At 67.6% G+C, this 19,137-nt stretch carries 19 protein-coding genes, 1 tRNA gene and 1 pseudogene; 9 read left to right on the top strand and 12 right to left on the bottom strand.

Going from position 1 to position 19,137, the window contains the following annotated elements; translation table 11 throughout:
* Position 1 precedes the first annotated feature (1 nt).
* The gene (locus BLW78_RS23020) at positions 2–817 is read right to left on the bottom strand and encodes an IS5 family transposase (RefSeq protein ID WP_091682355.1); all 816 of its coding nucleotides are present in this window, start codon (positions 815–817) and stop codon (positions 2–4) included.
* Between the two features lie 229 nt (positions 818–1,046).
* Positions 1,047–1,304, bottom strand: a complete 258-nt coding sequence (locus BLW78_RS23015) for a hypothetical protein (protein ID WP_091682353.1) — start codon at positions 1,302–1,304, stop codon at positions 1,047–1,049.
* 525 nt (positions 1,305–1,829) lie between these two features.
* On the opposite strand from BLW78_RS23015, the gene BLW78_RS23010 reads away from it, so the two are divergent.
* Positions 1,830–2,021, top strand: coding sequence for a hypothetical protein (locus BLW78_RS23010; protein WP_091682351.1), 192 nt, complete (start codon positions 1,830–1,832; stop codon positions 2,019–2,021).
* Positions 2,022–2,524: 503 nt separating this feature from the next.
* Positions 2,525–2,680 (top strand): hypothetical protein, encoded by a 156-nt coding sequence (locus BLW78_RS31485; protein ID WP_170855221.1) that lies wholly within the window; start codon positions 2,525–2,527, stop codon positions 2,678–2,680.
* Positions 2,681–2,733: 53 nt separating this feature from the next.
* On the opposite strand, the gene BLW78_RS32085 is transcribed toward BLW78_RS31485, so the two are convergent.
* On the bottom strand, positions 2,734–2,868 hold the full coding sequence (locus BLW78_RS32085; RefSeq protein ID WP_280142482.1) for a hypothetical protein: 135 nt from the start codon (positions 2,866–2,868) through the stop codon (positions 2,734–2,736).
* A 654-nt stretch (positions 2,869–3,522) separates the two neighbouring features.
* Entirely contained in the window at positions 3,523–3,693 is a 171-nt protein-coding gene (locus BLW78_RS23005) for a hypothetical protein (RefSeq protein ID WP_244527030.1), read from the bottom strand.
* 580 nt (positions 3,694–4,273) lie between these two features.
* Here BLW78_RS23005 and BLW78_RS23000 point away from each other — a divergent pair.
* The 3 genes from BLW78_RS23000 (at position 4,274) to BLW78_RS22990 (ending at position 7,535) form a co-directional block, all read left to right on the top strand.
* Complete coding sequence (locus BLW78_RS23000) at positions 4,274–5,047, top strand: class I SAM-dependent methyltransferase (RefSeq protein WP_091682345.1); 774 nt, start codon at positions 4,274–4,276, stop codon at positions 5,045–5,047.
* A gap of 261 nt (positions 5,048–5,308) precedes the next feature.
* A protein-coding gene (locus tag BLW78_RS22995; protein ID WP_091682344.1) for an IS630 family transposase occupies positions 5,309–6,270 on the top strand; the annotation gives its coding sequence in 2 pieces (ribosomal slippage) (positions 5,309–5,648 and positions 5,648–6,270; 963 coding nt in all).
* A 1,052-nt stretch (positions 6,271–7,322) separates the two neighbouring features.
* Positions 7,323–7,535 (top strand): hypothetical protein, encoded by a 213-nt coding sequence (locus BLW78_RS22990; protein WP_139307724.1) that lies wholly within the window; start codon positions 7,323–7,325, stop codon positions 7,533–7,535.
* A gap of 1 nt (position 7,536) precedes the next feature.
* On the opposite strand, the gene BLW78_RS22985 is transcribed toward BLW78_RS22990, so the two are convergent.
* The 7 genes and pseudogenes from BLW78_RS22985 to pdxY all read right to left on the bottom strand — a co-directional run bounded on the left by BLW78_RS22985 (position 7,537) and on the right by pdxY (position 14,923).
* Positions 7,537–7,737, bottom strand: coding sequence for a hypothetical protein (locus BLW78_RS22985; protein WP_091682341.1), 201 nt, complete (start codon positions 7,735–7,737; stop codon positions 7,537–7,539).
* An 879-nt stretch (positions 7,738–8,616) separates the two neighbouring features.
* A tRNA-Ser gene (locus BLW78_RS22980) sits at positions 8,617–8,706 on the bottom strand.
* 141 nt (positions 8,707–8,847) lie between these two features.
* Positions 8,848–11,118, bottom strand: coding sequence for a glycogen debranching protein GlgX (gene glgX, locus BLW78_RS22975; protein WP_091682339.1), 2,271 nt, complete (start codon positions 11,116–11,118; stop codon positions 8,848–8,850).
* Between the two features lie 124 nt (positions 11,119–11,242).
* Positions 11,243–12,225: pseudogene (locus BLW78_RS22970) on the bottom strand (ABC transporter substrate-binding protein).
* A 180-nt stretch (positions 12,226–12,405) separates the two neighbouring features.
* Positions 12,406–13,140: an NUDIX hydrolase gene (locus BLW78_RS22965; RefSeq protein ID WP_091682337.1), complete on the bottom strand. Its 735-nt coding sequence runs from the start codon at positions 13,138–13,140 to the stop codon at positions 12,406–12,408.
* Positions 13,133–14,017, bottom strand: coding sequence for a PhzF family phenazine biosynthesis protein (locus BLW78_RS22960; RefSeq protein WP_091682336.1), 885 nt, complete (start codon positions 14,015–14,017; stop codon positions 13,133–13,135). The genes BLW78_RS22965 and BLW78_RS22960 overlap by 8 nt, the downstream gene beginning before the upstream one ends.
* A 57-nt stretch (positions 14,018–14,074) precedes the next feature.
* On the bottom strand, positions 14,075–14,923 hold the full coding sequence (gene pdxY / locus BLW78_RS22955) for a pyridoxal kinase PdxY (RefSeq protein ID WP_091682334.1): 849 nt from the start codon (positions 14,921–14,923) through the stop codon (positions 14,075–14,077).
* A gap of 136 nt (positions 14,924–15,059) precedes the next feature.
* Here pdxY and BLW78_RS22950 point away from each other — a divergent pair, with 136 nt between their 5' ends.
* The 4 genes from BLW78_RS22950 (at position 15,060) to BLW78_RS22935 (ending at position 18,737) form a co-directional block, all read left to right on the top strand.
* Positions 15,060–15,581, top strand: coding sequence for a DedA family protein (locus BLW78_RS22950; protein ID WP_091682333.1), 522 nt, complete (start codon positions 15,060–15,062; stop codon positions 15,579–15,581).
* A gap of 16 nt (positions 15,582–15,597) precedes the next feature.
* Positions 15,598–16,374 carry a cobalamin-binding protein gene (locus tag BLW78_RS22945; protein ID WP_091682331.1) on the top strand — a complete coding sequence of 259 codons (777 nt, stop codon included), beginning with the start codon at positions 15,598–15,600 and terminating at the stop codon, positions 16,372–16,374.
* Positions 16,375–16,501: 127 nt separating this feature from the next.
* On the top strand, positions 16,502–17,014 hold the full coding sequence (locus BLW78_RS22940; RefSeq protein WP_091682329.1) for an MmcB family DNA repair protein: 513 nt from the start codon (positions 16,502–16,504) through the stop codon (positions 17,012–17,014).
* A gap of 118 nt (positions 17,015–17,132) precedes the next feature.
* Positions 17,133–18,737, top strand: coding sequence for a Na+/H+ antiporter (locus BLW78_RS22935; RefSeq protein WP_091682327.1), 1,605 nt, complete (start codon positions 17,133–17,135; stop codon positions 18,735–18,737).
* A 15-nt stretch (positions 18,738–18,752) separates the two neighbouring features.
* Here BLW78_RS22935 and BLW78_RS22930 read toward each other — a convergent pair whose 3' ends face one another.
* Positions 18,753–19,031: a hypothetical protein gene (locus BLW78_RS22930; protein ID WP_091682325.1), complete on the bottom strand. Its 279-nt coding sequence runs from the start codon at positions 19,029–19,031 to the stop codon at positions 18,753–18,755.
* Positions 19,032–19,137: the final 106 nt, after the last annotated feature.

Below are 19,137 nucleotides of genomic sequence, written 5' to 3'. Positions count from 1 at the left end.
CCTAGAGGCTGTTACGAACTGCAGCGTAGTCGGCGGCCCTTCGGAGGAGCAGGACGCTGAAGGCGACGAGGTGCAATCCGGCCAAAGTGGCTGGCAGGCGCTCGTAGTCGCGAGCCAATCGGCGGAAGCGGGCCATCCAAGCGAAGGCACGCTCGACAACCCATCTGCGTGGCAGCAGCACGAAACCGCGCTTGGCCTCGGGTAGCTTCACGACCTCCAGAGCGATGCCGTGATCGGCTGCTGCCTTCGCCGCACGCTCGCCGGTGTAGCCTTGATCGACATAGGCGAGGTTCACGCTGTCGCCGGTCGCCTCCTGCACGGCATCAGCCAACCTCGCCACGGCGGCGCGGTCGTCGGCATTGGCGGGCGTGACGTGCAGGGCCAGGACCTGACCGAGCGTATCGACGGCCGCGTGCAGTTTCGAACCCCGGGTGCGCTTATGTCCGTCCCAAGCGGCGCGGGCACCACTCTCGGGCGTCGAGCGCAGCGTCCGGCTATCGAGCACCACGGCCGAAGGCTCTTCGGCACGACCCGACGCCATGCGCAGCACGGCGCGCAGGTCATGGACCAGGTTCTCGAAGCAGCCCGCCCTCAGCCAACGTTGGGCTTGATCGTACACGGCGTGCCAGGGCGGCAGATCGTGGGGCATTGCACGCCAAGCCACGCCGTATCGCACCACGTAGCGCAGCCCGTTGAACACCTCCCGCAGGCTATGCTCGCGCTGGGAGGCCGTCTCAGGCAGTAAGGTCAGGTAAGGGGCGACCAGCGCCCATTCTTCATCGCTGACATCGGACGGATAGGCATGGCGGGACTGCATTCCACCAAAACTGGCGCAGCCGCAGGTCCGTAACAGCCTCTAGGTCTACGTGCGCCGCGGCGACCGATCACCCGTGAACGCCATGGCCGGCTCGTTCCCGGCCGCTGTGAGGGGCCTGGAGCTCATGTTGCTGACGAGTGCGAACGTCGCGGTCTCGTAGGCTCCGGTGTCCTGCCGCTCCCGCAGTCTGTTCCAGCGCATCGCCGACTCCTTGCGCCCTGCCGACCCTTTAGGAGGCTGAAGCCATGTCGAGCGGCTTAGGAAGCTTCATCGGCAGCATCGTCAGGTCGGCGGTGCTGCCACCGGCGGCGTGGGCGCCATGATTGGCGAGGGCATCGAGATCAGACTGCCGCCGGCGGTCGAAGCGGCGAAGACCCTGGCGGAGCGCCTCGGCCCGGATCCGGCGGCGATGGCAGCCGCTACTCGGCCTTGGGAGCCGCTCACCGCGCGACACGACCGCCACGAACGCGGCGATGAAGATCGCCAACGCGCAGAGGACGGTGAACCTCTCAGAGGCGCAGGGGAACGACCGCTACAGCGCCTGGTGGTGTTCGACGGCCGGCTAGGTCTGCGTCGACGGCCTCGCGTACGCCTTCATACTCGGCCCGATTCTGACCCGGTGGACAGGGATCATCGGTGCGGCGATCAGGGCAGCTCTGCTGGCTGCGCCCCTGTTCAAGGTGGGCCAGCTCATGGTCCTGCCCACCGGCATGCTCGACCTGGGCGTCCAGCGCACCGTCGAGCGGACGCAGGGCGTTGCCGGCACGATGCCAAGCGGGACGAAGTCCTGATCCGTCCCCCCTCCCCCGCTGAGGGAATAGCAAGCGCGATCAAAATCCCGGGGCGCCTCCGACCTTGGGGGCCAAGCTCGTGACCAATCCGTAAGCCCCCGCTTCCGCTCAGGGCCCGACACCGAAACGCGTCTTGGGATCCTCAAGTCCACCATCTCCGATATCCGCTCGGCGACGCAGGACATCCGGTCGAGCTGAAAACGCGCAGCTTGATCAATCGGGTGCCGGTGAACATCATGCTCACAGGCCGCACGGTCTCGGGCATGTTCCCCACGTGGGTCAACTTGAAAGACGGCCGCTTGGAGTGCGCGTTCGCCAAGGTGGAGGCGCACGCCATGGTCTACGTGCCACGCCAGGGCCTCGACGCCCGGCTGCCGTCGTCTCGCAGCTCCGGGCTGATCTTCAGCGGCTGACCGATGCGCGTGTGGAATGGCTGGAGCGCGATCTCGCGTCCATCTCGAAGGAGATGGTCCCGCGCGGAGAGCACGAGCAGATGTGAGCGGCTCAGCCTGCCCGGGATGCGGATTTGTAGCGGCGGGCCGACCATAACCGGCAGCGGCTTTACGACCTCAACACGCCGCGCGACACGGTCCAGAGTATGCAGAGCTGGATCGACGAGCTGGAGCGGGATGCTCGCCAGCCTGCGCGGTGCTGAACTTTGCTAGGCGTCGCGACGAGCGCCGGGAGATCATCGTGGCGCCCTGACTTCGGTCGGCCACCTTTCGTCGTTCCAGCGCCTGGAGCCGCCAAGCTTCTCGCGCGGCGTTCGATCTCTCAGCCAACGTTCAACCAGACAACACCTCAGCGCCATCGGCACCGCCACACGGGGCTTTTTCATGTGCACAGGCTCGGCTGTTGGGATGACCAATTGGCCGACCCACCTTTTTCAGTGACACGCAAACCAAGGGTCTGCAGCATGCTGAAGGTTACCAACATTGACTTCCATGAGGAGTCGGAAAGCACCATTCAGACCGGACGATACATTGCCGATACCAATGAAGCGATAATCGGCCGGGCACGTCGCTACGAGGATCCGGCCGGCGGCATTCGTGCGCTGATGGTGCTTTCCTAAATCCGGTCATTGATTTTACGCCAAGCCCGGTTCGCCGGACCAGATATATTCGATCAAGATTTGGTGACGCGCCGATAAATGGCCGCGAACGCTTCGGCTTCCTCGCGAGTGAGATCGGTGACCACGAGCCCTGGCGCGTAGACCGTCCAACGCCCGTCATTGTCCTGGGACATGCGGATGTCGACCATGGGAGATCTCCCTGCGTGCTCATTAGCAAAACAGCGCGGGACTGACGGTTCCATGAGCCCCTGCAACTTGGATCGCTGATGTAGGCACTTCAGCGATTGAACTCCCTGTCTGAGACGGGCATAGGTCGCTGCCGCTCAACTCGGCGATCCCCACCAGCCATCCTGCCGGTGAGCTGTATCGCGTATCGGCTCGCCCTATAGGATGGTGGAATCAGGCGCTCCCCCGTGAACAGATCGGGGTGAGACCGAGCGGCCGCTGCACCAGCGACTTCAGGCCCGAATATTGCCCTGGGCACCCTGGCGTTGTCCGAGGCGCCTTGCGTTGTTTCAGGTGCCGGCTGGATCAGGCCACCACCCGCCACCGTCTGCATCCGTGAACGAGACCACCTTAAACCGCCCGGCTCAGACCGCCGCGTTTTCATTCTTGCAGGCCCCAACAGATGATGCCGCAGCATCCGGGTCCCTGCTATTCCATCAGCGAGCCTCATTACATTCAGTCTCGCCGCAGTGGAGGCACTATCCTAATGTTGATTCATGTAGATCAGTTTTCCCGAGGGATAGGTTCCCGATCATCAATCTTCAGCTCGCGGGGTTCGCCGCGGCCTTATTTGATGCCCTTGAGGCCGGCCGACGGCGTGTCCGCAGGAGGCGTCCCTAACGCGCTGCCTGCAGATCGATGATGGAACTGCCGATGTCAAAGAACTTGTCTTCGTTGAGAGGTTCCAGATCAATCTCTTGCTGCGGTCGCTGAAGCGGCACGAGTATGCAGACCATCCCGAGGCACATCGTCCCGGCAATCAAAGCCGCCAATAGCGCGAGAGCCATGGTGAGCATCGGAATGCTACATGGTGTCGGTTACATGCGCCGGTGATATTAAGCTTCGCATTCACCGACTTAATACGGTTCAGTAGTCGCATGCCGACCAACCGACATCCGATCCACGTTGCCTGTCGGCTCGGCTGACACGCTGGTGAAATCAGGCGATCAAACATCCGGGCGACCAGCGTCGAGCGAACCCGAAGCTTGTAGGATCGGTTCTCCAGATACCGGAAGAAGCTCGGTCAGGGCGGGGACGCCGGCCCGTGAGTTCGTGGCAAAAGGCGGCTGACCGCAAATAAGCGAACGCCGCGACGATGCGAGAGCCACCACTTCCAAATGCTCTGCGCCACCGGTCAAAGCTAGCAGATTGCTTCCGGATCCTGGCGTTAGACTCAGGTCGGAGCAAGGAAGCTCTTCGCGTCTATTTAAGTGTGACATATTCCCACGAATTTGTGCTTCAACTTAGCGCGAAGTTGGCTCGCGTGTCAACCCAAAGTCGATAAATTTGACACAGGACAACTTTGGGGGATAGGGCGTAGACATATACCGGTGCCGGTGCGGCGCTGTCAGATGGGTGTCTTTCGTTATGTCGATCGGCGGACGTGAGAAGTATAATCGATTTCGTGACGTTCTAATGTCGCCTTATGGCGACGACACTGAGGGTCAATTCCCCTTATTTGCGACCGATAAGTACTTCAATCTCGAAGAATATCAGTCGGAAAGCGCTAATCATTCAGTCGAAACATTTGATAATTTAGTCCAGGCTCTTCCTGGCGAACTGTTCATGGATCTTGGTTGTGGTAGGCGTGCTCACAAGTTCGATAACTGCCTGTATGTGGAGGTTTATCCCTCCGTGTCGGCGGACCTGATCGTCGAGCCGAACTGCCGCTATCCCATCAAGGATGGTTCCCTACGCGGCATCGGGTGCTTTGCGGTTCTGGAGCACACGCGCCAACCTTGGCTCGTTGTGCAAGAGATGTGGAGAATGCTCAAGCCGGGCGGACAGGTATTTATTGATTGGCCATTTCTTCAGCCAGTTCACGGCTATCCCTCGCATTTTTTCAACGCTACGCGTGAAGGACTCACCGCGATATTCCAGGATGTTGGCTTCAACGTGGATATGGCCTTCACAGGCGCCCATCAGACAGCTGCCTACACCGTTCAGTGGATCTTGGGCCGGTTCGCCCATCACCTTGCCGATCCTGAACTACGACATGAGTTCGCTCAGATGCGCGTGAGCGATCTAGTGTCTATGTCGCAACAGGATCCGCTTTGGTGGAAGTTCCTCAATGCGCTTCCCGAAGATGCCTTCTCAGAGCTGGCGTGTGGCAACATGCTGTTTGCTACGAAGGCTGAGTAATCAGAATGCGGGGCGGCGGCTCGGATCCGCGTAAGTGCCCCACTCGCTTGCGGATTTCGGCGTCATCCACACGCATCCACAGTAATCACAGGGTACTCGACTTCCGCCGTTGAAGGGTTCCCAACCTGAGGCGTGCTCCGCATTCGCTTTGGGTGTAGTGCCGCCAAAATCGGGCGCCCGGGCAGTGTGGAGCTAGAGCCGGTCCCGCGCGGCTTGCGACGGGTTAGCGGGTGGCGCGTTGACGGGTGAAGGAGCATGCCCATGCCTTCACCTCTGTCGGTCGACTTACGCGAGCGTGTCGTGGCTGCCGTGGCGGCAGGGGCCTCGTGCCACCGAGCGGCAGCTCGCTTTGGGGTCAGCGTGTCGAGCGCCAGCCGCTGGTCACAGCGCTCGCACCAGGAGGGCCATGTCGCGCCCAAGCCGATGGGCGGCGATCACACCTCGCAGCGCATCGAGGCGCATGCCGCGCTGATCCTGGCGACCTGCAAGCAGGAGCCACGTCTCTTCCTGCGCGAGCTGCGCGACCGCTTGGCTGAGCAGGGCGTCCAGACCAGCACGAGCGGCCTGTCGCGCTTCTTCCAGCGACACGCGATCACCTGGAAAAGGGGGCGACGTTCGCAGCTGAGCAGGAGCGTGACGACGTAAGAGCGGCGCGCGAGGCGTGGTTTGAGGCGCAGCCCGAGCTCGATCCGGACCGGCTGGTGTTCCTGGACGAGACGGCGGCTGCCACCAACCTGGCGCGGCGCTACGGCTGGGCCCCACGCGGCGAGCGCTGCCGGCTCGCAGCCCCACTGGGTCATTACAAAACCACGACCATCACCGCCGCCCTGCGCACGAGCGGGCTGTGCGCGACCGCGCTGTTGGACGGTCCCACGAACGGCAGGCGCTTTTGCAGCTACGTCACCGACACCTTGGTCCCGGTGCTGCAGCCTGGCGACATCGTCCTCATGGACAATCTGCCAGCCCACAAGGTCGCGGGCGTGCAGGATGCGATCGAGGCGGCAGGAGCGCGGCTGCTCTACCTTCCGTCCTACAGTCCTGATTTCAACCCGATTGAACAGGCCTTCGCAAAGCTGAAGGCGCTGTTGCGCAGCGCGGCCGCTCGCACGATCCCGGATCTCTGGGCGGCGATCCGTCAGGCCTTCACGCGTTTCACGCCGCAGGAGTGCCGCAACTACCTCGCCGCAGCCGGCTACGAGAACGACTTGGCCGTCGCCACCTGACCGGGAACAGCTCTAGGTCGGGTGTACATCGACGATGCGGCGCGCCGCCGGTTCAACATCATCCCATTCACCCGCGGGCCCACGGTGCCAGATCCACTGTTGTAGGAGAAGCTGCGTGCCGAGCGGCCGGAGATCTCCCGGTTGGTACCCGGAGGGGTGCCTGGATTGGCCCCAGAACGGCCCTTGGGGCCTGCACGCGTGATGGAGGCTACCGACGCGTGTTTCGCCGAGCAGGACCTGGTGGCCCAGTGGCTCGCCGAGAAGTGCGGTGGACGCCAGGGCGATACCAACCTCTGGGGCCGGACCACGGATTCGTTCAAATCGTGATCGGCCTAAGCGAAGGCGGAAGGCGAACGCCCGGCACTGTGAAGGCGTTCGGGTCGGCTATGCGGCGCAAAGGCTTCCTGCAGCATCGGGCGAAGCACGCTTGCGGCTTTGAGGTCCTGCGGCTGCGTCCGGATCACTCGCACGGTCAGGGTGATGGGCCACCTTGCCCCTTGGATGCCCGCGCTCGCCGCACCCGGTTCAACCGCTTCCTCCACAGTAGCGTCGGTCCGCCGGGCCGTCGCGATGACGGCCGACATCGTGTCGAGGGCTTGAGCGCGATCCTCAGCGTGGCCGTAGGTGATACCTAACCGCAACCTTCGGTGAGTTTACTGCCCATCAGAAAATTTGCGGCCCAGTCGATCTCCGAGCAGCTTGATAGCTATAGCGTGGTCATGATCGAAATTTCGAGTTCGGCTATATGTCTATTTCGTGAAAATATCAGCTTCGTCTTCTGCGGCTAGCAAATATATCTGACAATTGGTAGTGCAATCGACAATAAAAATCAAAATGCCCTGCGATCATTCTATAAAATTACGGCATCTGAGGTGCCTGAATAGACAGAGGATGACGCAACTGATCAGTGTTCGCGACACAGATCTTGGGTACGCGGCTGTAAGGCGCGGACCAAGGCGCGCACTCAGCAGAGAGCCGAGCAGCTCGATGTCCTTGAGAGGCTGGAGAACATGCGGGTCGCGTTCGATGAGGCGATCAGTGCCGAGCGGCAAATGCTCGCTGCCACGGCCGTGACCATGCCGCCGCTAGCTGAGCCTGTGCGCCCCGAGTGGCTGCCGGCGAAGCTGGCCGCCCGCGAGCTCGGGATCGAGCCCGTGGCGGCCAAGCCTCGGGCACAGCGCGGCCTGCTGACTGGCCGGGCGCGCAAGGTTGGCTGTCGCCTGCAGCTTCACATGCCGAGCCAGCCGGAGCCGGGCGATGGGTAGATCAGCGAAATCCGGCCTTCGGCTTCATGTCGATCTCAATGGCCTTCGTGGCGTTCTCGCAGGCCTTGTCCTCGGTGGTTAATCCCCGGTCCGACCGTTCGATCAGCGTGCCGTTCCGGCGCAGCGCCCAGCCGGAGTGCCCTTCCAACTTCTTCAAGGGCTCGACGGTGATCGAATAGGGGTGCGGGACTTCAGCATCCACGCCCGCCCCGCTTATCTGGAGGAGCGCAATGGGCGAGCGTGGAGGTCGGGAGGTGAAGCCGACCCGCCAACGCTATCGCGGCTCGGATCAAACGGTCTCTCACCTATGCGAGAAGCCGATGTGAAATTCAGACATCTACACCTGCCCGCTACGGTCGGAGATGTTGCAAAGCAGGCGTGGAAGGTCAGTGGGGACTTATGCCACCGACAAGCTCGGCATTAACCGGCGAGCTTTGCCGGGTGATGCCCCCCGCCTGGGAATCAGTGTGGGGCCCCGAACGCAGAGCCGACTGGATGCCTCGTGTTGCTCTGCTCAGCGGATTGAGCAGGCGCGCTCCCAGCTCTCGATACACCTCCCTGAGGGTTACTCATGTCCCCTGGGCCTGCACCCGTTTCATTTGGTGCAATAGCACCTGACGGAGGCGTTGGATCCGAGGGCTTTGGCGGCCCGCTACCGCCGTACAGCGCACCGATGCCACCGGACGGAGCCGCACCACCTGCGACGCCATTGCCGCCCGCGCTCCTACCGAGGCCGCTGCTGCCCGACGGCGACGTGCTACCTCCGATCTGGGCTGCGCCGCTGCCGCTTCCCGGAGCCGAGCCAGAACCGACACCCTGAACGAGGGCTGCGTTGATCACGCCGACGATGGCAAGACTGGCGGCGGCATAGCTCAGGGTCGGAGAGCTCGCACGTAGAGGTCCCTGGCAAAAGGAGCTTGGATCGCGCCTTTGCTCGGCCAACCACGCGTCCTGGGGCTCGTTCTCTCGTTCAAGGAAGCCGCTCGCGCATCCGGTGCGCGAGGATTGTGGATACTGTCGTAGATTGGCTGAGGATGAGAACCGTTGATGCGCTGAGCAGCAACGGATTTTTCCGGCTAAATGGCGGAGGGAGCGGGATTCGAACCCGCGATACCGTTTCCGGTATACACACTTTCCAGGCGTGCGCCTTCAACCACTCGGCCACCCCTCCGTCCGCGAGCCAGGCGCCCGGCTGCGCCAGCGGCGCGCCGGGCGCGGCCAGGGCCGCGCGGTGCCGTGCTGTTAGCCGGGTGCGCCGTCCGGCGCAAGGCGCAGTCGGCCGGGCGGCGCGAAAACCGCCCGGCCGCATCCCTCACCCCTCGGCGTCGTCGAGGTGGAAGCGGACATGCTCCACGTTCGCCCGCTCGAAGGCCTGCATCACGTGCTGGTAGGAGCGCTCCATGGCGTTGTCCTCGACCCCCGGGCTATCCTCGGGCTTCAGCACGAACATCAGAAGCGAGCGCCCGGTCACGTCGTAGCCGGAGCCGAACTTGAAGCTCTCCACGTCCTGGCTGTCGGGCAGGTTGGTGTCGAGGAGCCGCGTCCAGGCGACGCCGCCGACCGATTCCGGCAGCGTGAATGTCACGAGGTCGTGGTAGGCGTTGAACATGATCAGCAGCGTCGCGTCGCCACCGCGGCGGTGCAAGCCGGTGGCCTGGGCGCGCCCGTCGAGCTGGACCGCGAAGGCCCGGGCCTCGCCGTCCGACCAGTTCTCGCCCGCCATCTCGCTCCCGTCCGGCCGCAGCCACGTCACGTCCTTGACGCCGAACTCCTCGTCGTACTGGCCTGTGAGGAACCGCCCGCGGCTCAGGATTGGCAAGGCGTTGCGCAGGATGATCAGGCGCTGGGTGAACTCGGCGAGATCCCGCTCCTCGTCGCCGATCGCCCCCCAGTCGAGCCACGAGACCTCGTTGTCCTGGCAGTAGGCGTTGTTGTTGCCCTTTTGGGTCCGGGCAAACTCGTCGCCGGCGAGCAGCATCGGCGTGCCGCGGGACAGGAACAGGGTCGCCAGCATGTTGCGCATCTGGCGCAGGCGCACCGCACGGATCTCGGGATCGTCCGTCGGGCCCTCCACCCCGTAATTGTACGAGAGGTTGTGCGAGTGACCGTCGCGGTTGCCCTCGCCGTTCGCCTCGTTGTGCTTGTCGTTGTACGAGACCGTGTCGTGCAGGGTGAAGCCGTCATGGGCGGTGAGGAAGTTCACCGAGGCCCAGGGCTTGCGCCCGCGCTTGTTGAACTTGTCGGCCGAGCCCGAGACGCGCGCCGCCAAGTCCGGCAGCAGCCCGCCGTCGCCCTTCCAGTAGGCGCGGACGTCGTCGCGGAACCGGTCGTTCCACTCGGCCCAGCCCGGCGGGAAGCCGCCGACCTGGTAGCCGCCCGGGCCGCAATCCCACGGCTCGGCGATCAGCTTGACGTTGTTCAGCACCGGGTCCTGCCGGCAGGTGTCGAGGAAGCCGCCGCCCTCGTCGAAGCCGTAGGGCTCGCGGCCCAGGATCGTGGCGAGGTCGAAGCGGAACCCGTCCACCTGCATCTCCTGCGCCCAGTAGCGCAGGGAGTCGGTGACGAGCTGCAGCACCCGCGGATGCGACAGGTTGAAGGTGTTCCCGGTGCCGGTGTCGTTGATGTAGTAGCGCGGATCGTTCGGCAGCAGCCGGTAGTAGGAGGCGTTGTCGACGCCCTTGAACGACAGGGTCGGACCCTTCTCGTTGCCCTCGGCCGTGTGGTTGTAGACCACGTCGAGGATCACCTCGAGGCCGGCGCCGTGGAAGCGCGAGACCATCTCCTTGAACTCGGAGAAGGCGAAATCCGGCACGGCGGCGTAGCGCCGTGCGGGCGTGAAGAACGAGATCGTGTTGTAGCCCCAGTAATTCACCAGGTCCTTCTGCTGCAGGTAGTCGTCCTGCACGAAGGCGTGGACCGGCAGCAGCTCCACCGAGGTGACGCCGAGGCTCTTGATGTAGTCGAGCACGTCCCGGGTGCCGAGGCCGGCATAGGTGCCGCGCAGCTTCTCCGGCACCCGCGGGTCGAGCTTGGTCATGCCCTTGACGTGGGTCTCGTAGATGATCGTCTTCTCCCACGGAACCAGCGGCTTCTGGTGCCGTCCCCAGGTGAAGGCCGGGTCGATGACGCGAGAGCGGCGTGTGTAGGGAGCGCTGTCGCGCTCGTCGAAGGTCAGGTCGTCGCCCGTCTCCATCTGGTAGCCGAACAGCGCCGGGTTCCAGGTGATCGAGCCGACCAGCCCCTTCGCGTAGGGGTCGATCAGCAGCTTGTTGGGGTTGAAGCGGTGACCGGCCTTCGGCTCGTAGGGGCCGTGGACACGGTAGCCGTAGATCGTGCCGGGGCGCGCGTCGGGCAGGTAGCCGTGCCAGATCTCGTCCGTGTACTCGGGCAGCTCGATCCGCTCGATCTCCTGCTCGCCCTGGTCGTCGAACAGGCAGAGCTCGACCTTGGTGGCGTGGGCCGAGAACAGCGCGAAATTGACCCCGAGCCCGTCCCAGGTGGCGCCGAGGGGATAGGGGCGGCCTTCCTGAATGCGCGAGCGGGTCGCGCGGGCCTGCGATGCGGGACGACGGGAATCGGACATGGACACTCCGGAACGCGACCCGCACGGCCACGTGCCGCTGCGGGGAGCCCCTGGTGAACGTGCCGGAAACAGCGAAGCTCCCGCAGTGCCGCAAAAATCGCGGGGCGTGACGACCGTGCCCCGCTCAGTTCGAGGCCGATTCCGTGAAGCTCCGGTCCACGGCCCGGCCGACGTCGAGCGTCTTCGACAGGATGCCGTACCGCGTCGCCCGGTCCGAGGCGTCCTGGATCTCCTTCACGACGCCCTCGTCGAGCGGATCGGGCGCGTCCGCTGCGCCGTGTAGGCCGCGCGCAGGACGTCCTCCGGCATCTTGGTCAGCGCGGCCGTGTTCCGGGCGTAGGCGTCCAGATGGTCCAGCGACCAGAGCCGCGCCCGGTTCAGGCGGCTCAGGAAGTCCTGCAGCGCCGCCCGCTTGGTGGCGATGGCGCTGTCCGAGGCGACGATGAAGGTGATGGTCGGCGTGAGGCCCGCGCCGTCCGCGATCGGCCGTGCCTTGTCCTTGAGCGTCGCGAACGCGACGTAGGGCTCCCAGACCGCCCAGGCATCCACCGAGCCGGCCATCAGCGCGACCTTGGCGTCGACCGGGTTGAGCGGCGCGAAGGTGGCCTCGGACGGTGCGATCCCAGCTTTCTCCAGCGTCGCGCTGATCAGGAACTGGCCCCAGCCGCCGCGGGTGCCGGCGAGCCGCTTCACCTTCAGATCTGCGGCCGAACGGATCGGAGAATCCGCGCGGACCAGGATCGCCTGCGTCCGCGGATCCGACTTGGTGCCGCCGATCGCCTTGATCGGTGCCCCGGCCGCGACGACGGTGAGGAAGGAGAGGTCGCCGGTGTAGCCGACATCGAGGGCGCCGGCGTTGAGCGCCTCCAGGATCGGCGCGGCGGCGGGGAATTCCGACCACGCGATCCGGTAGGGCAGATCCCTCGCGTAGCCGGCGATCTCGAGGAGCGACCGGTTCCCGCCCTTCTGGTCGCCGACCCGCAGGACCACCGCCTCCGCGCGGGCCGCCACCGCGGCCAGCGTCGTCGTGGCCAGCGTCAGCGCGGCGCCGAGCAGCGCCCCGGCGAGCCGGCGGCTGCCGGGGCGCGCGTGAGATCCGATGTGCATGGTGCCTGCCGCGATCCGATGCCCGCGCTGTGCCGGGCTGTTCTTTGGACGGCCGAGTTTATGCTTGCCGCGAGGGCGGTCAATGAAACGAAAATCTGTATTGTCTGCGCTCTGCGCGCGAGATGACATCCGATCGACGCGCGCCGGGAGACGAACGTCTTTCCCCGCTCGCCGCGCCGGTCAGCGGGCGGGCGGGAACGCGTCCGCCAGGTAGGCCCGCACGAAGCCCGGCATCCGCGCGGAGTCGATGTCGTCGCGGCCCCGCACCACGTGCATCCCGGCGAGTTCCGGCTCGGCCTCGGCGCCGAGATGGTCGGCGATCCGGGCCACGAGCCGCGCCGCCGGCTCGGGGAAGCGCACCGGCCGCAGGAAGGCGAGCTGGCCCTCCCCCTCCAGCAGCACCCAGTCCGTCTCGGCCCCGGCGGGCAGCAGGAGGCCGGTCTCCTCGGCGAGTTCCCGGGCGGCGCTGCCGGTGAGATCGACCCGCGCGCCGCGCACGTCGTCCGGATCCGGGGTGCCGCAGGGGAAGTAGAGCTGGCCCGCATTGGCCGTGTGGGCGCCCATCTCGCCGAGCAGGACGGCGCCGTCCGCCGTCCAGGGTACGATCGCCGCGAAGGCGTTGGCGATGCGGGCCTCTGCGTGGGGCTTGTCCCGGTAGTAGGTGAAGGTCGCGTAGCGCGTCGCGAACAGGTCGAGGCGGGCGACCCCGTCGGCGACGGTGTGGTCGCAGCACAGCAGGACGGTGCCGTCGAACATGCCAGGGCTGCGCTGCAGCCGGGCCTGCCAGTGGGTCGCGATGGCGGCCGCGTGGGCCTGAGGAAAGGCCCAGTCGTACTCCACGAACCGCCCCGCCACGTCCGCGACGCGGGTGATCCGGAAACCGTCGGAGACGCCGTCAGAGTGGCCGTCAGACATGCAGAGTGCCGTCCGACAGGATCACGGCGGCGCCGCCGATCTCGACGCCCTGCAGGGCGCCGGCCGCGATCGTGAGCTGGAGCGCGATGTCGCTCGGCCGCCCCATCGCCTCGCCCTGGCGGATCGCCACGTCGTGGGTGCCGTCGCCCAGCGCCTCGAACTGCATCAGCACCCCCGCGAAGGCGGAGGCCGCCGAGCCGGTGGCGGGATCCTCCGGGACGCCGACATTCGGCGCGAACATGCGGACGCGCCAGCGCTGGCCGGTGCCCTCGGGATCCGGGGTGTAGAGGTAGAGCCCGTCGGCGGGATCGGGTGCCTGGGCCGTCCGGGCGGCGTCGAGGGCGGCGACCGACGCGACCGGCACGCAGGTGAAGGTCGGCCCCACGCCGTGGCGGCTCGGCGCGTGCCGGCCGGTGCCGATGTCCCCGGGCTCGAGGCCCAGCAGCGGTGCCAGCACCGCGGGCTCCGGCCCGGGACCGAGGTAGTCCGGCAGGACCGGGAGGCGGAACCGGGCTCGGCCGCCGGTCCCGTCCGCCAGGGTCTCGACCACGCAGGGGACGATGCCGATCCCCTCCTCCAGGCCGAAGGCCCGGGCATCGCCCCGTGTCGGGTCCTGCAGCGCCAGGAGCACGGCGGTGCCCACTGTCGGGTGGCCGGCGAAGGGAAGCTCCCGGGCGGGGGTGAAGATGCGCAGCGACGCCCGGTGCCGGGCCTCCGTGGGCGGGAGGACGAAGACCGTCTCCGACAGGTTGAACTCCCGCGCGATGGCCTGCATGGCGGCGGTGTCGAGGCCCCCCGCGTCGAGCACCACGGCGAGGGGATTGCCGGCGAGCCTCCGCTCGGTGAACACGTCGAGGGTGACGAAGCGGCGCGCCATCGTGTCGATCCTTGCTGCTCTCTGCGGACTTGGACAGAGCGGTTTGCCAGGGGCGCCTCAGACCGCCTCGACCGGAAACCGCGCGCTCGGGTTCACGTACTCCTCCTGCGCGGCGACCGTTAGGATCTCCCGCGACCCCGCCTCGGCGGTGCGCTTGAGCAGCCCGTAGATCGAGGCCGCCGCGGCGCCCAGCGCCGCCTCGGCCGAGCCGGTCCGGGCGTAATGCACAAGGAACAGCGCCGCGATGCAGTCGCCGGCCCCGTTCACCGCGATGGCGAGCCGCGGCGTCCGGACCCGGAACACCCGCCCCTCCGCGCCCGCGAGCAGGTCGATGCTGTCGGCGGGCGTGTCGGCGCAGAGCGCCGAGGTGACCAGGACCACCCGCGGCCCGCGCGTCTGGAGCGCCGCAATCGCGGCACTGGCCTCCGCCAGGGTGCCGCTCGGCAGGCCGGTGAGCAGGCCGAGCTCGAACTGGTTGGGGGTGAGGATGTCGGCGGCCGGGACCGCGCGCTCGCGCAGGAACGCCTCGATGCCGGGCCGAACGTAGACGCCCTCCTCGACGTCGCCGATCACCGGGTCGCAGCAGTAGAGCGCCCGTGGGTTCGCCGCGCGCACGGCGTCCACCGCCTCCAGGATCGCTGCGCCGATCTCGGCCGAGCCCATGTAGCCCGACAGGATCGCGTCGCAGCCGCCCAGGACCCCGCGCTCGCCGATGCCGCGCACCACCTCGCGGATCATCGCCGCGTCGAAGACGGGGCCGCGCCACGCGCCGTAGCCCGTGTGGTTGGAGAACTGCACCGTGTGGACCGGCCAGACCTCGACCCCGAGCCGCTGCATCGGGAACACCGCCGAGGCGTTGCCGACATGGCCGTAGGCGACGTGGGACTGGATCGACAGGACGTTCAACGCGGGACTCGCTCGTTGTCCCGCTACGGTTAGCCGGTTCCCGCGCCGGCCGCATCCCTGTCCCTTGCCGCCCTCCCCCGCGCGCCTCAGATGGGACCGACCCTCCCCCTATCCCTACAGCCCCGTTCGGAGCCCCATGGACATCGAAGCCCTGCGCACCTCGACCCTCGCCTTCGTGGAGGCGCACAAGGCCTGGACGCCGGTCATCGCGGGTGGCCTCGCCTTCTGCGAATCGATCGCGATCCTGTCGCTGTTCGTCCCAGCGACCGTGATTCTGGTCGGCATCGGGGCCCTCGTCGGCGGCGCCGACCTCCCGTTCTGGCCGGTGGTGATCGCCGCGGCGCTCGGGGCCGCCCTCGGCGACTGGTTCTCGTACGAGGCCGGGCGCTGGCTCGGGCCGGGGGCGAAGACCAAGTGGCCGCTGCGGCGCTATCCCGAGCTCATGGCCAAGGCCGAGGCCTTCATCGGCCGGTGGGGCATCGCCGCGGTGGCACTGGGGCGCTTCTTCGGGCCAGCCCGTGCCCTGGTCCCGCTCTTCGCCGGGATCCTCGGCCTGGCGCGGCTGCCATTCCAGCTGGCCAACGTCGCCTCCGCGCTGGTCTGGGCCTTCGTCCTTCTGGCCCCCGGGGCCGGGCTGCTCACGTGGCTCGACCGGTGATGCGGCCCGATCGCTGATGCGCCGCTTCCCGCCCGAGCGGATCGTCTGCCTCACCGAGGAGACGGTCGAGACCCTGTACCTCCTGGGCGCGGAGGACAGGATCGTCGGCGTCTCGGGCTACGCGGTGCGCCCGCCCCGGGTCCGCCGGGAGAAGCCGCGCGTCTCCGCCTTCACCAGTGCGGACATTCCGAAGATCCTGGCGCTGGCGCCGGACCTCGTCCTGGCCTTCTCGGACCTCCAGGCCGGCATCGTCGCCGACCTCGCCCGCGCGGGCGTGGCGGTCCACCTGTTCAACCAGCGCGACGTGGCGGGCTGCCTTGCGATGGTGCGCACGCTCGGCGCCCTCGTGGGCCTGCCGGAGCGGGCCGAGACCCTGGCGGCGGGCCTTGAGACGCGGCTGGCCGCGGCCGCCGCGGAGGTGCGGGAGCGGCCGCCCCCGCGCGTCTACTTCGAGGAGTGGGACGCGCCGATGATCTCCGGCATCGGCTGGGTCTCGGACCTGATCGGCCTCGCGGGCGGGCGGGACGTCTTCCTGGAGCTGAGCCGCCAGCCGGCCGCGAAGGATCGGATCGTCACCGCCGAGCAGGTGATCGCGGCCGCGCCCGACGTGATCCTCGCCTCGTGGTGCGGCAAGCGGGTCAACGCCGAGCGCATCCGGTCCCGGCCCGGCTGGGCGGCGATCCCGGCGGTGCGCGACGGGCGCATCCACGAGATCAAGTCGCCGCTGATCCTGCAGCCCGGCCCGGCCGCCCTCACCGACGGGTTCGACGCGATCCGGGCCTGCCTCGGGTAATCGCGTTAAAGAGTTGCGTGGGGCGATGCCGCGCCGCAGGTGACGGACCGGGCGCGACTTGGCAGGATGTCCCGATTCGGTACAGACGCACCCGCAGACGCACCCGCAGACGCATCCCCCGAGCTCGATGTCCGCTTCCCTCGGCCTTCCCGATTCCGCGCCCCCGGCCGTCGAGGCGCTGCTGCCGCCCGACCGGCGGCAATCGCCCACGGCCCTGCGCATCCAGCGCGGCGTGCGCCGGCTGTTCTCCGAGATGGGCTGCGTCACCCTGCCGGAATTCTCCCTCGTCAACGGCCGCCGCGCCGACGTGATCGCGCTCTGCGGCGCCGGCAAGCTCACCATCGTGGAGATCAAGTCGAGCGTGGCCGATTTCCGCGCCGACCGGAAATGGCCGGATTACCGCGACTTCTGCGACCGGTTCTTCTTCGCCATCCCCGAGGACGTGCCCGAGTCGCTGATCCCGGAAGAGTGCGGCCTGATCGTCGCCGACGCCTACGGGGCCGGGATCCTGCGCGAGCCGCCCGAGCACCCGCTGAGCGGCGCCCGCCGCAAGGCCGTGACGCTGCGGTTCGCCCACAGCGCCGCGCGCACCCTGCACGCGCTGGCCGACCCGGGTGCTGTGCGGGAAGGGGCGCTGTAGGTCGCTGACCGCACCCCGACCTTCGGCGGACCCACGGCCGACGCGGTATTCATCCGACCGGGAAACGTCCTAGAACGGCCGCGCTTGCCGGGCCTCCGGCGCCGGGCCCGATCCAACGATGACATCCGTCGCCCTGTTCGAGCTGATCCTCGGTCTCCTCGGCGCGGCCCTGCTGCTGTCGCTGGCGGCCGGGCGCCTCGGTTTCCCGCCGGCCGCCGCCCTCGTCGTCGGCGGCATGGCGCTGGCGGTGGTACCGGGCCTGCCGGCCTTCGATCTCGATCCGGACCTGATCATGGTCCTGTTCCTGCCGCCGCTCCTGCTCGAATCCGCCTACTTCACTGTCTGGCGCGACTTCCGGGCGAGCCTCGGCCCGATCCTGTCCCTGTCCCTCGGCGCGGTCCTGTTCACGACCCTCGTGGTCGGGCTCGTCGCCCACGCGGTGGTGCCGTCCCTGTCCTGGGCCGCCTGCTTCGCCCTCGGCGCCATCGTCTCGCCGCCGGATGCGGTCGCCGCCAAGGCGGTGCTGGCCCGCGTCGCCCTGCCCCGCCGGATGATCACGGTCCTGGAGGGCGAGAGCCTCGTGAACGACGCCTCGGGCCTCGTTCTCTACCGCTTCGCGGTCGCGGCGGCGCTCACCGGCACCTTCAGCGCCTGGGCGGCGGCCGGCAGCTTCGCGTGGCTCGCGGTGGCGGGTGTCGCGGTCGGGATCGCGTGCGGGGTGGCGGTGACCCTGGTGATGCGCCGGATGCACGACGCGAACGCCATCACGGTGCTGAGCTTCCTCGCCGCCTACGTCGCCTACCTCGCGGCCGAGGAGATCCACGCCTCCGGCGTTCTGGCCGTGGTCGCCTGCGGCCTGATGATGGGCGGCCGGGAGCACGAGACCTTCGACGCGCATGCCCGCCGCCATTCCGTGGCGGTGTGGGAGTTCGTGGTCTTCGTGCTGGAGGCCCTGGTCTTCGTGCTGATCGGCTTGGCGCTCCGCGGCGTGCTCGCCCGGACCGGCGGCCAGATGGGCGCGCTCGCGGCGGAGTTGCCGCTGGCGCTCGCCGTCACGGCGACCTGCGTCGTCGCCCGTCTGCTCTGGGTGTTCCTGGCCGTCTACCTGCGGCGGCTCCTGTCGCCGCGGGTCCGCGCGCAGGAGCCTGCCCCGAACCCGGCCGTGCCGCTGATCGTCGGGTGGGCCGGCATGCGCGGGGTCGTGACCCTGGCGGCCGCCCTGGCTCTGCCGGTGGATTTCCCCGGCCGCGACGCGATCCTGGTCGCGGCCTTCGCGGTGATCCTGTTCACCGTGCTCGTGCAGGGCACGACCCTGGGGCCGCTGATCCGCAGCCTCCGCCTCGACCCCGCGGCGCACCTGCCCGAGGGCCACCTCGACGCGCCGATGGCCCGCGTCGTCGTGAACGAGGCCGGGCTCGCCGCCCTACAGGGCTTGGTGTTCGCCGAGACCGGGGCGCTGAAGCACCCGCGCCTCGTGGAGGAGTACCGCCGCCGGGTGCGGGCGGCCTCGCGGGACCGCGACGAGCGGGCGGCGCTGGAGGCCGAGAAGACCGAGCACTTCGCCGCCGCCCTGCTCGCCGTGCGCTCAGGCCGGTCGGCCCTGATCGACCTGCACCGGCAGAACCGGATCCACAGCTCGGTGCTGCGGCAGCTCGAGACGGAGATCGACTTGGAGGAACTCCATCTCAAGCGTCTGGCCGGGACCGCACCGGCCCACGGCTGAGTCGGGGCGCTGGCGTCAGTGGGCCGCGCACCCGTCCGCCGACTGGCCGTAGCCGCTGTAGACCACCCGGACCTTGCGCAGGCAGCTTCCCTCAGCCTTCGGCGCGGCCGCCACGGGGGCGACCTCTACCGGCTCGACCCGCAGGGTGGCGGCCACCGGCTGGTCTTCGGAAGTGGCGAGCGCACGGCTGGCGCTCATCACGAAGGGCGTGGCGGCCAGCGACGAGATGGCGAGCGCGGCGAAGACGGCGATGTTCTTGCGGCCGAAGGTGGTGCGGGTGCGAGCATTGAACATGACGGGTCGTCCGACGGTTAATATTCGGCAGCGCTGAGGTGCCGAGATCCCCTGTTGCGCTGATAACTTGGCCGTCAGCTCGGCGGTTCCGGTTTATTGCCCAAAA

It is taken from the genome of Methylobacterium sp. 275MFSha3.1, from assembly GCF_900108435.1.
Classification (GTDB): domain Bacteria; phylum Pseudomonadota; class Alphaproteobacteria; order Rhizobiales; family Beijerinckiaceae; genus Methylobacterium.
Note: the sequence above shows the minus strand (reverse complement) of the source record. Positions and strands in the feature narration are given on the sequence as shown.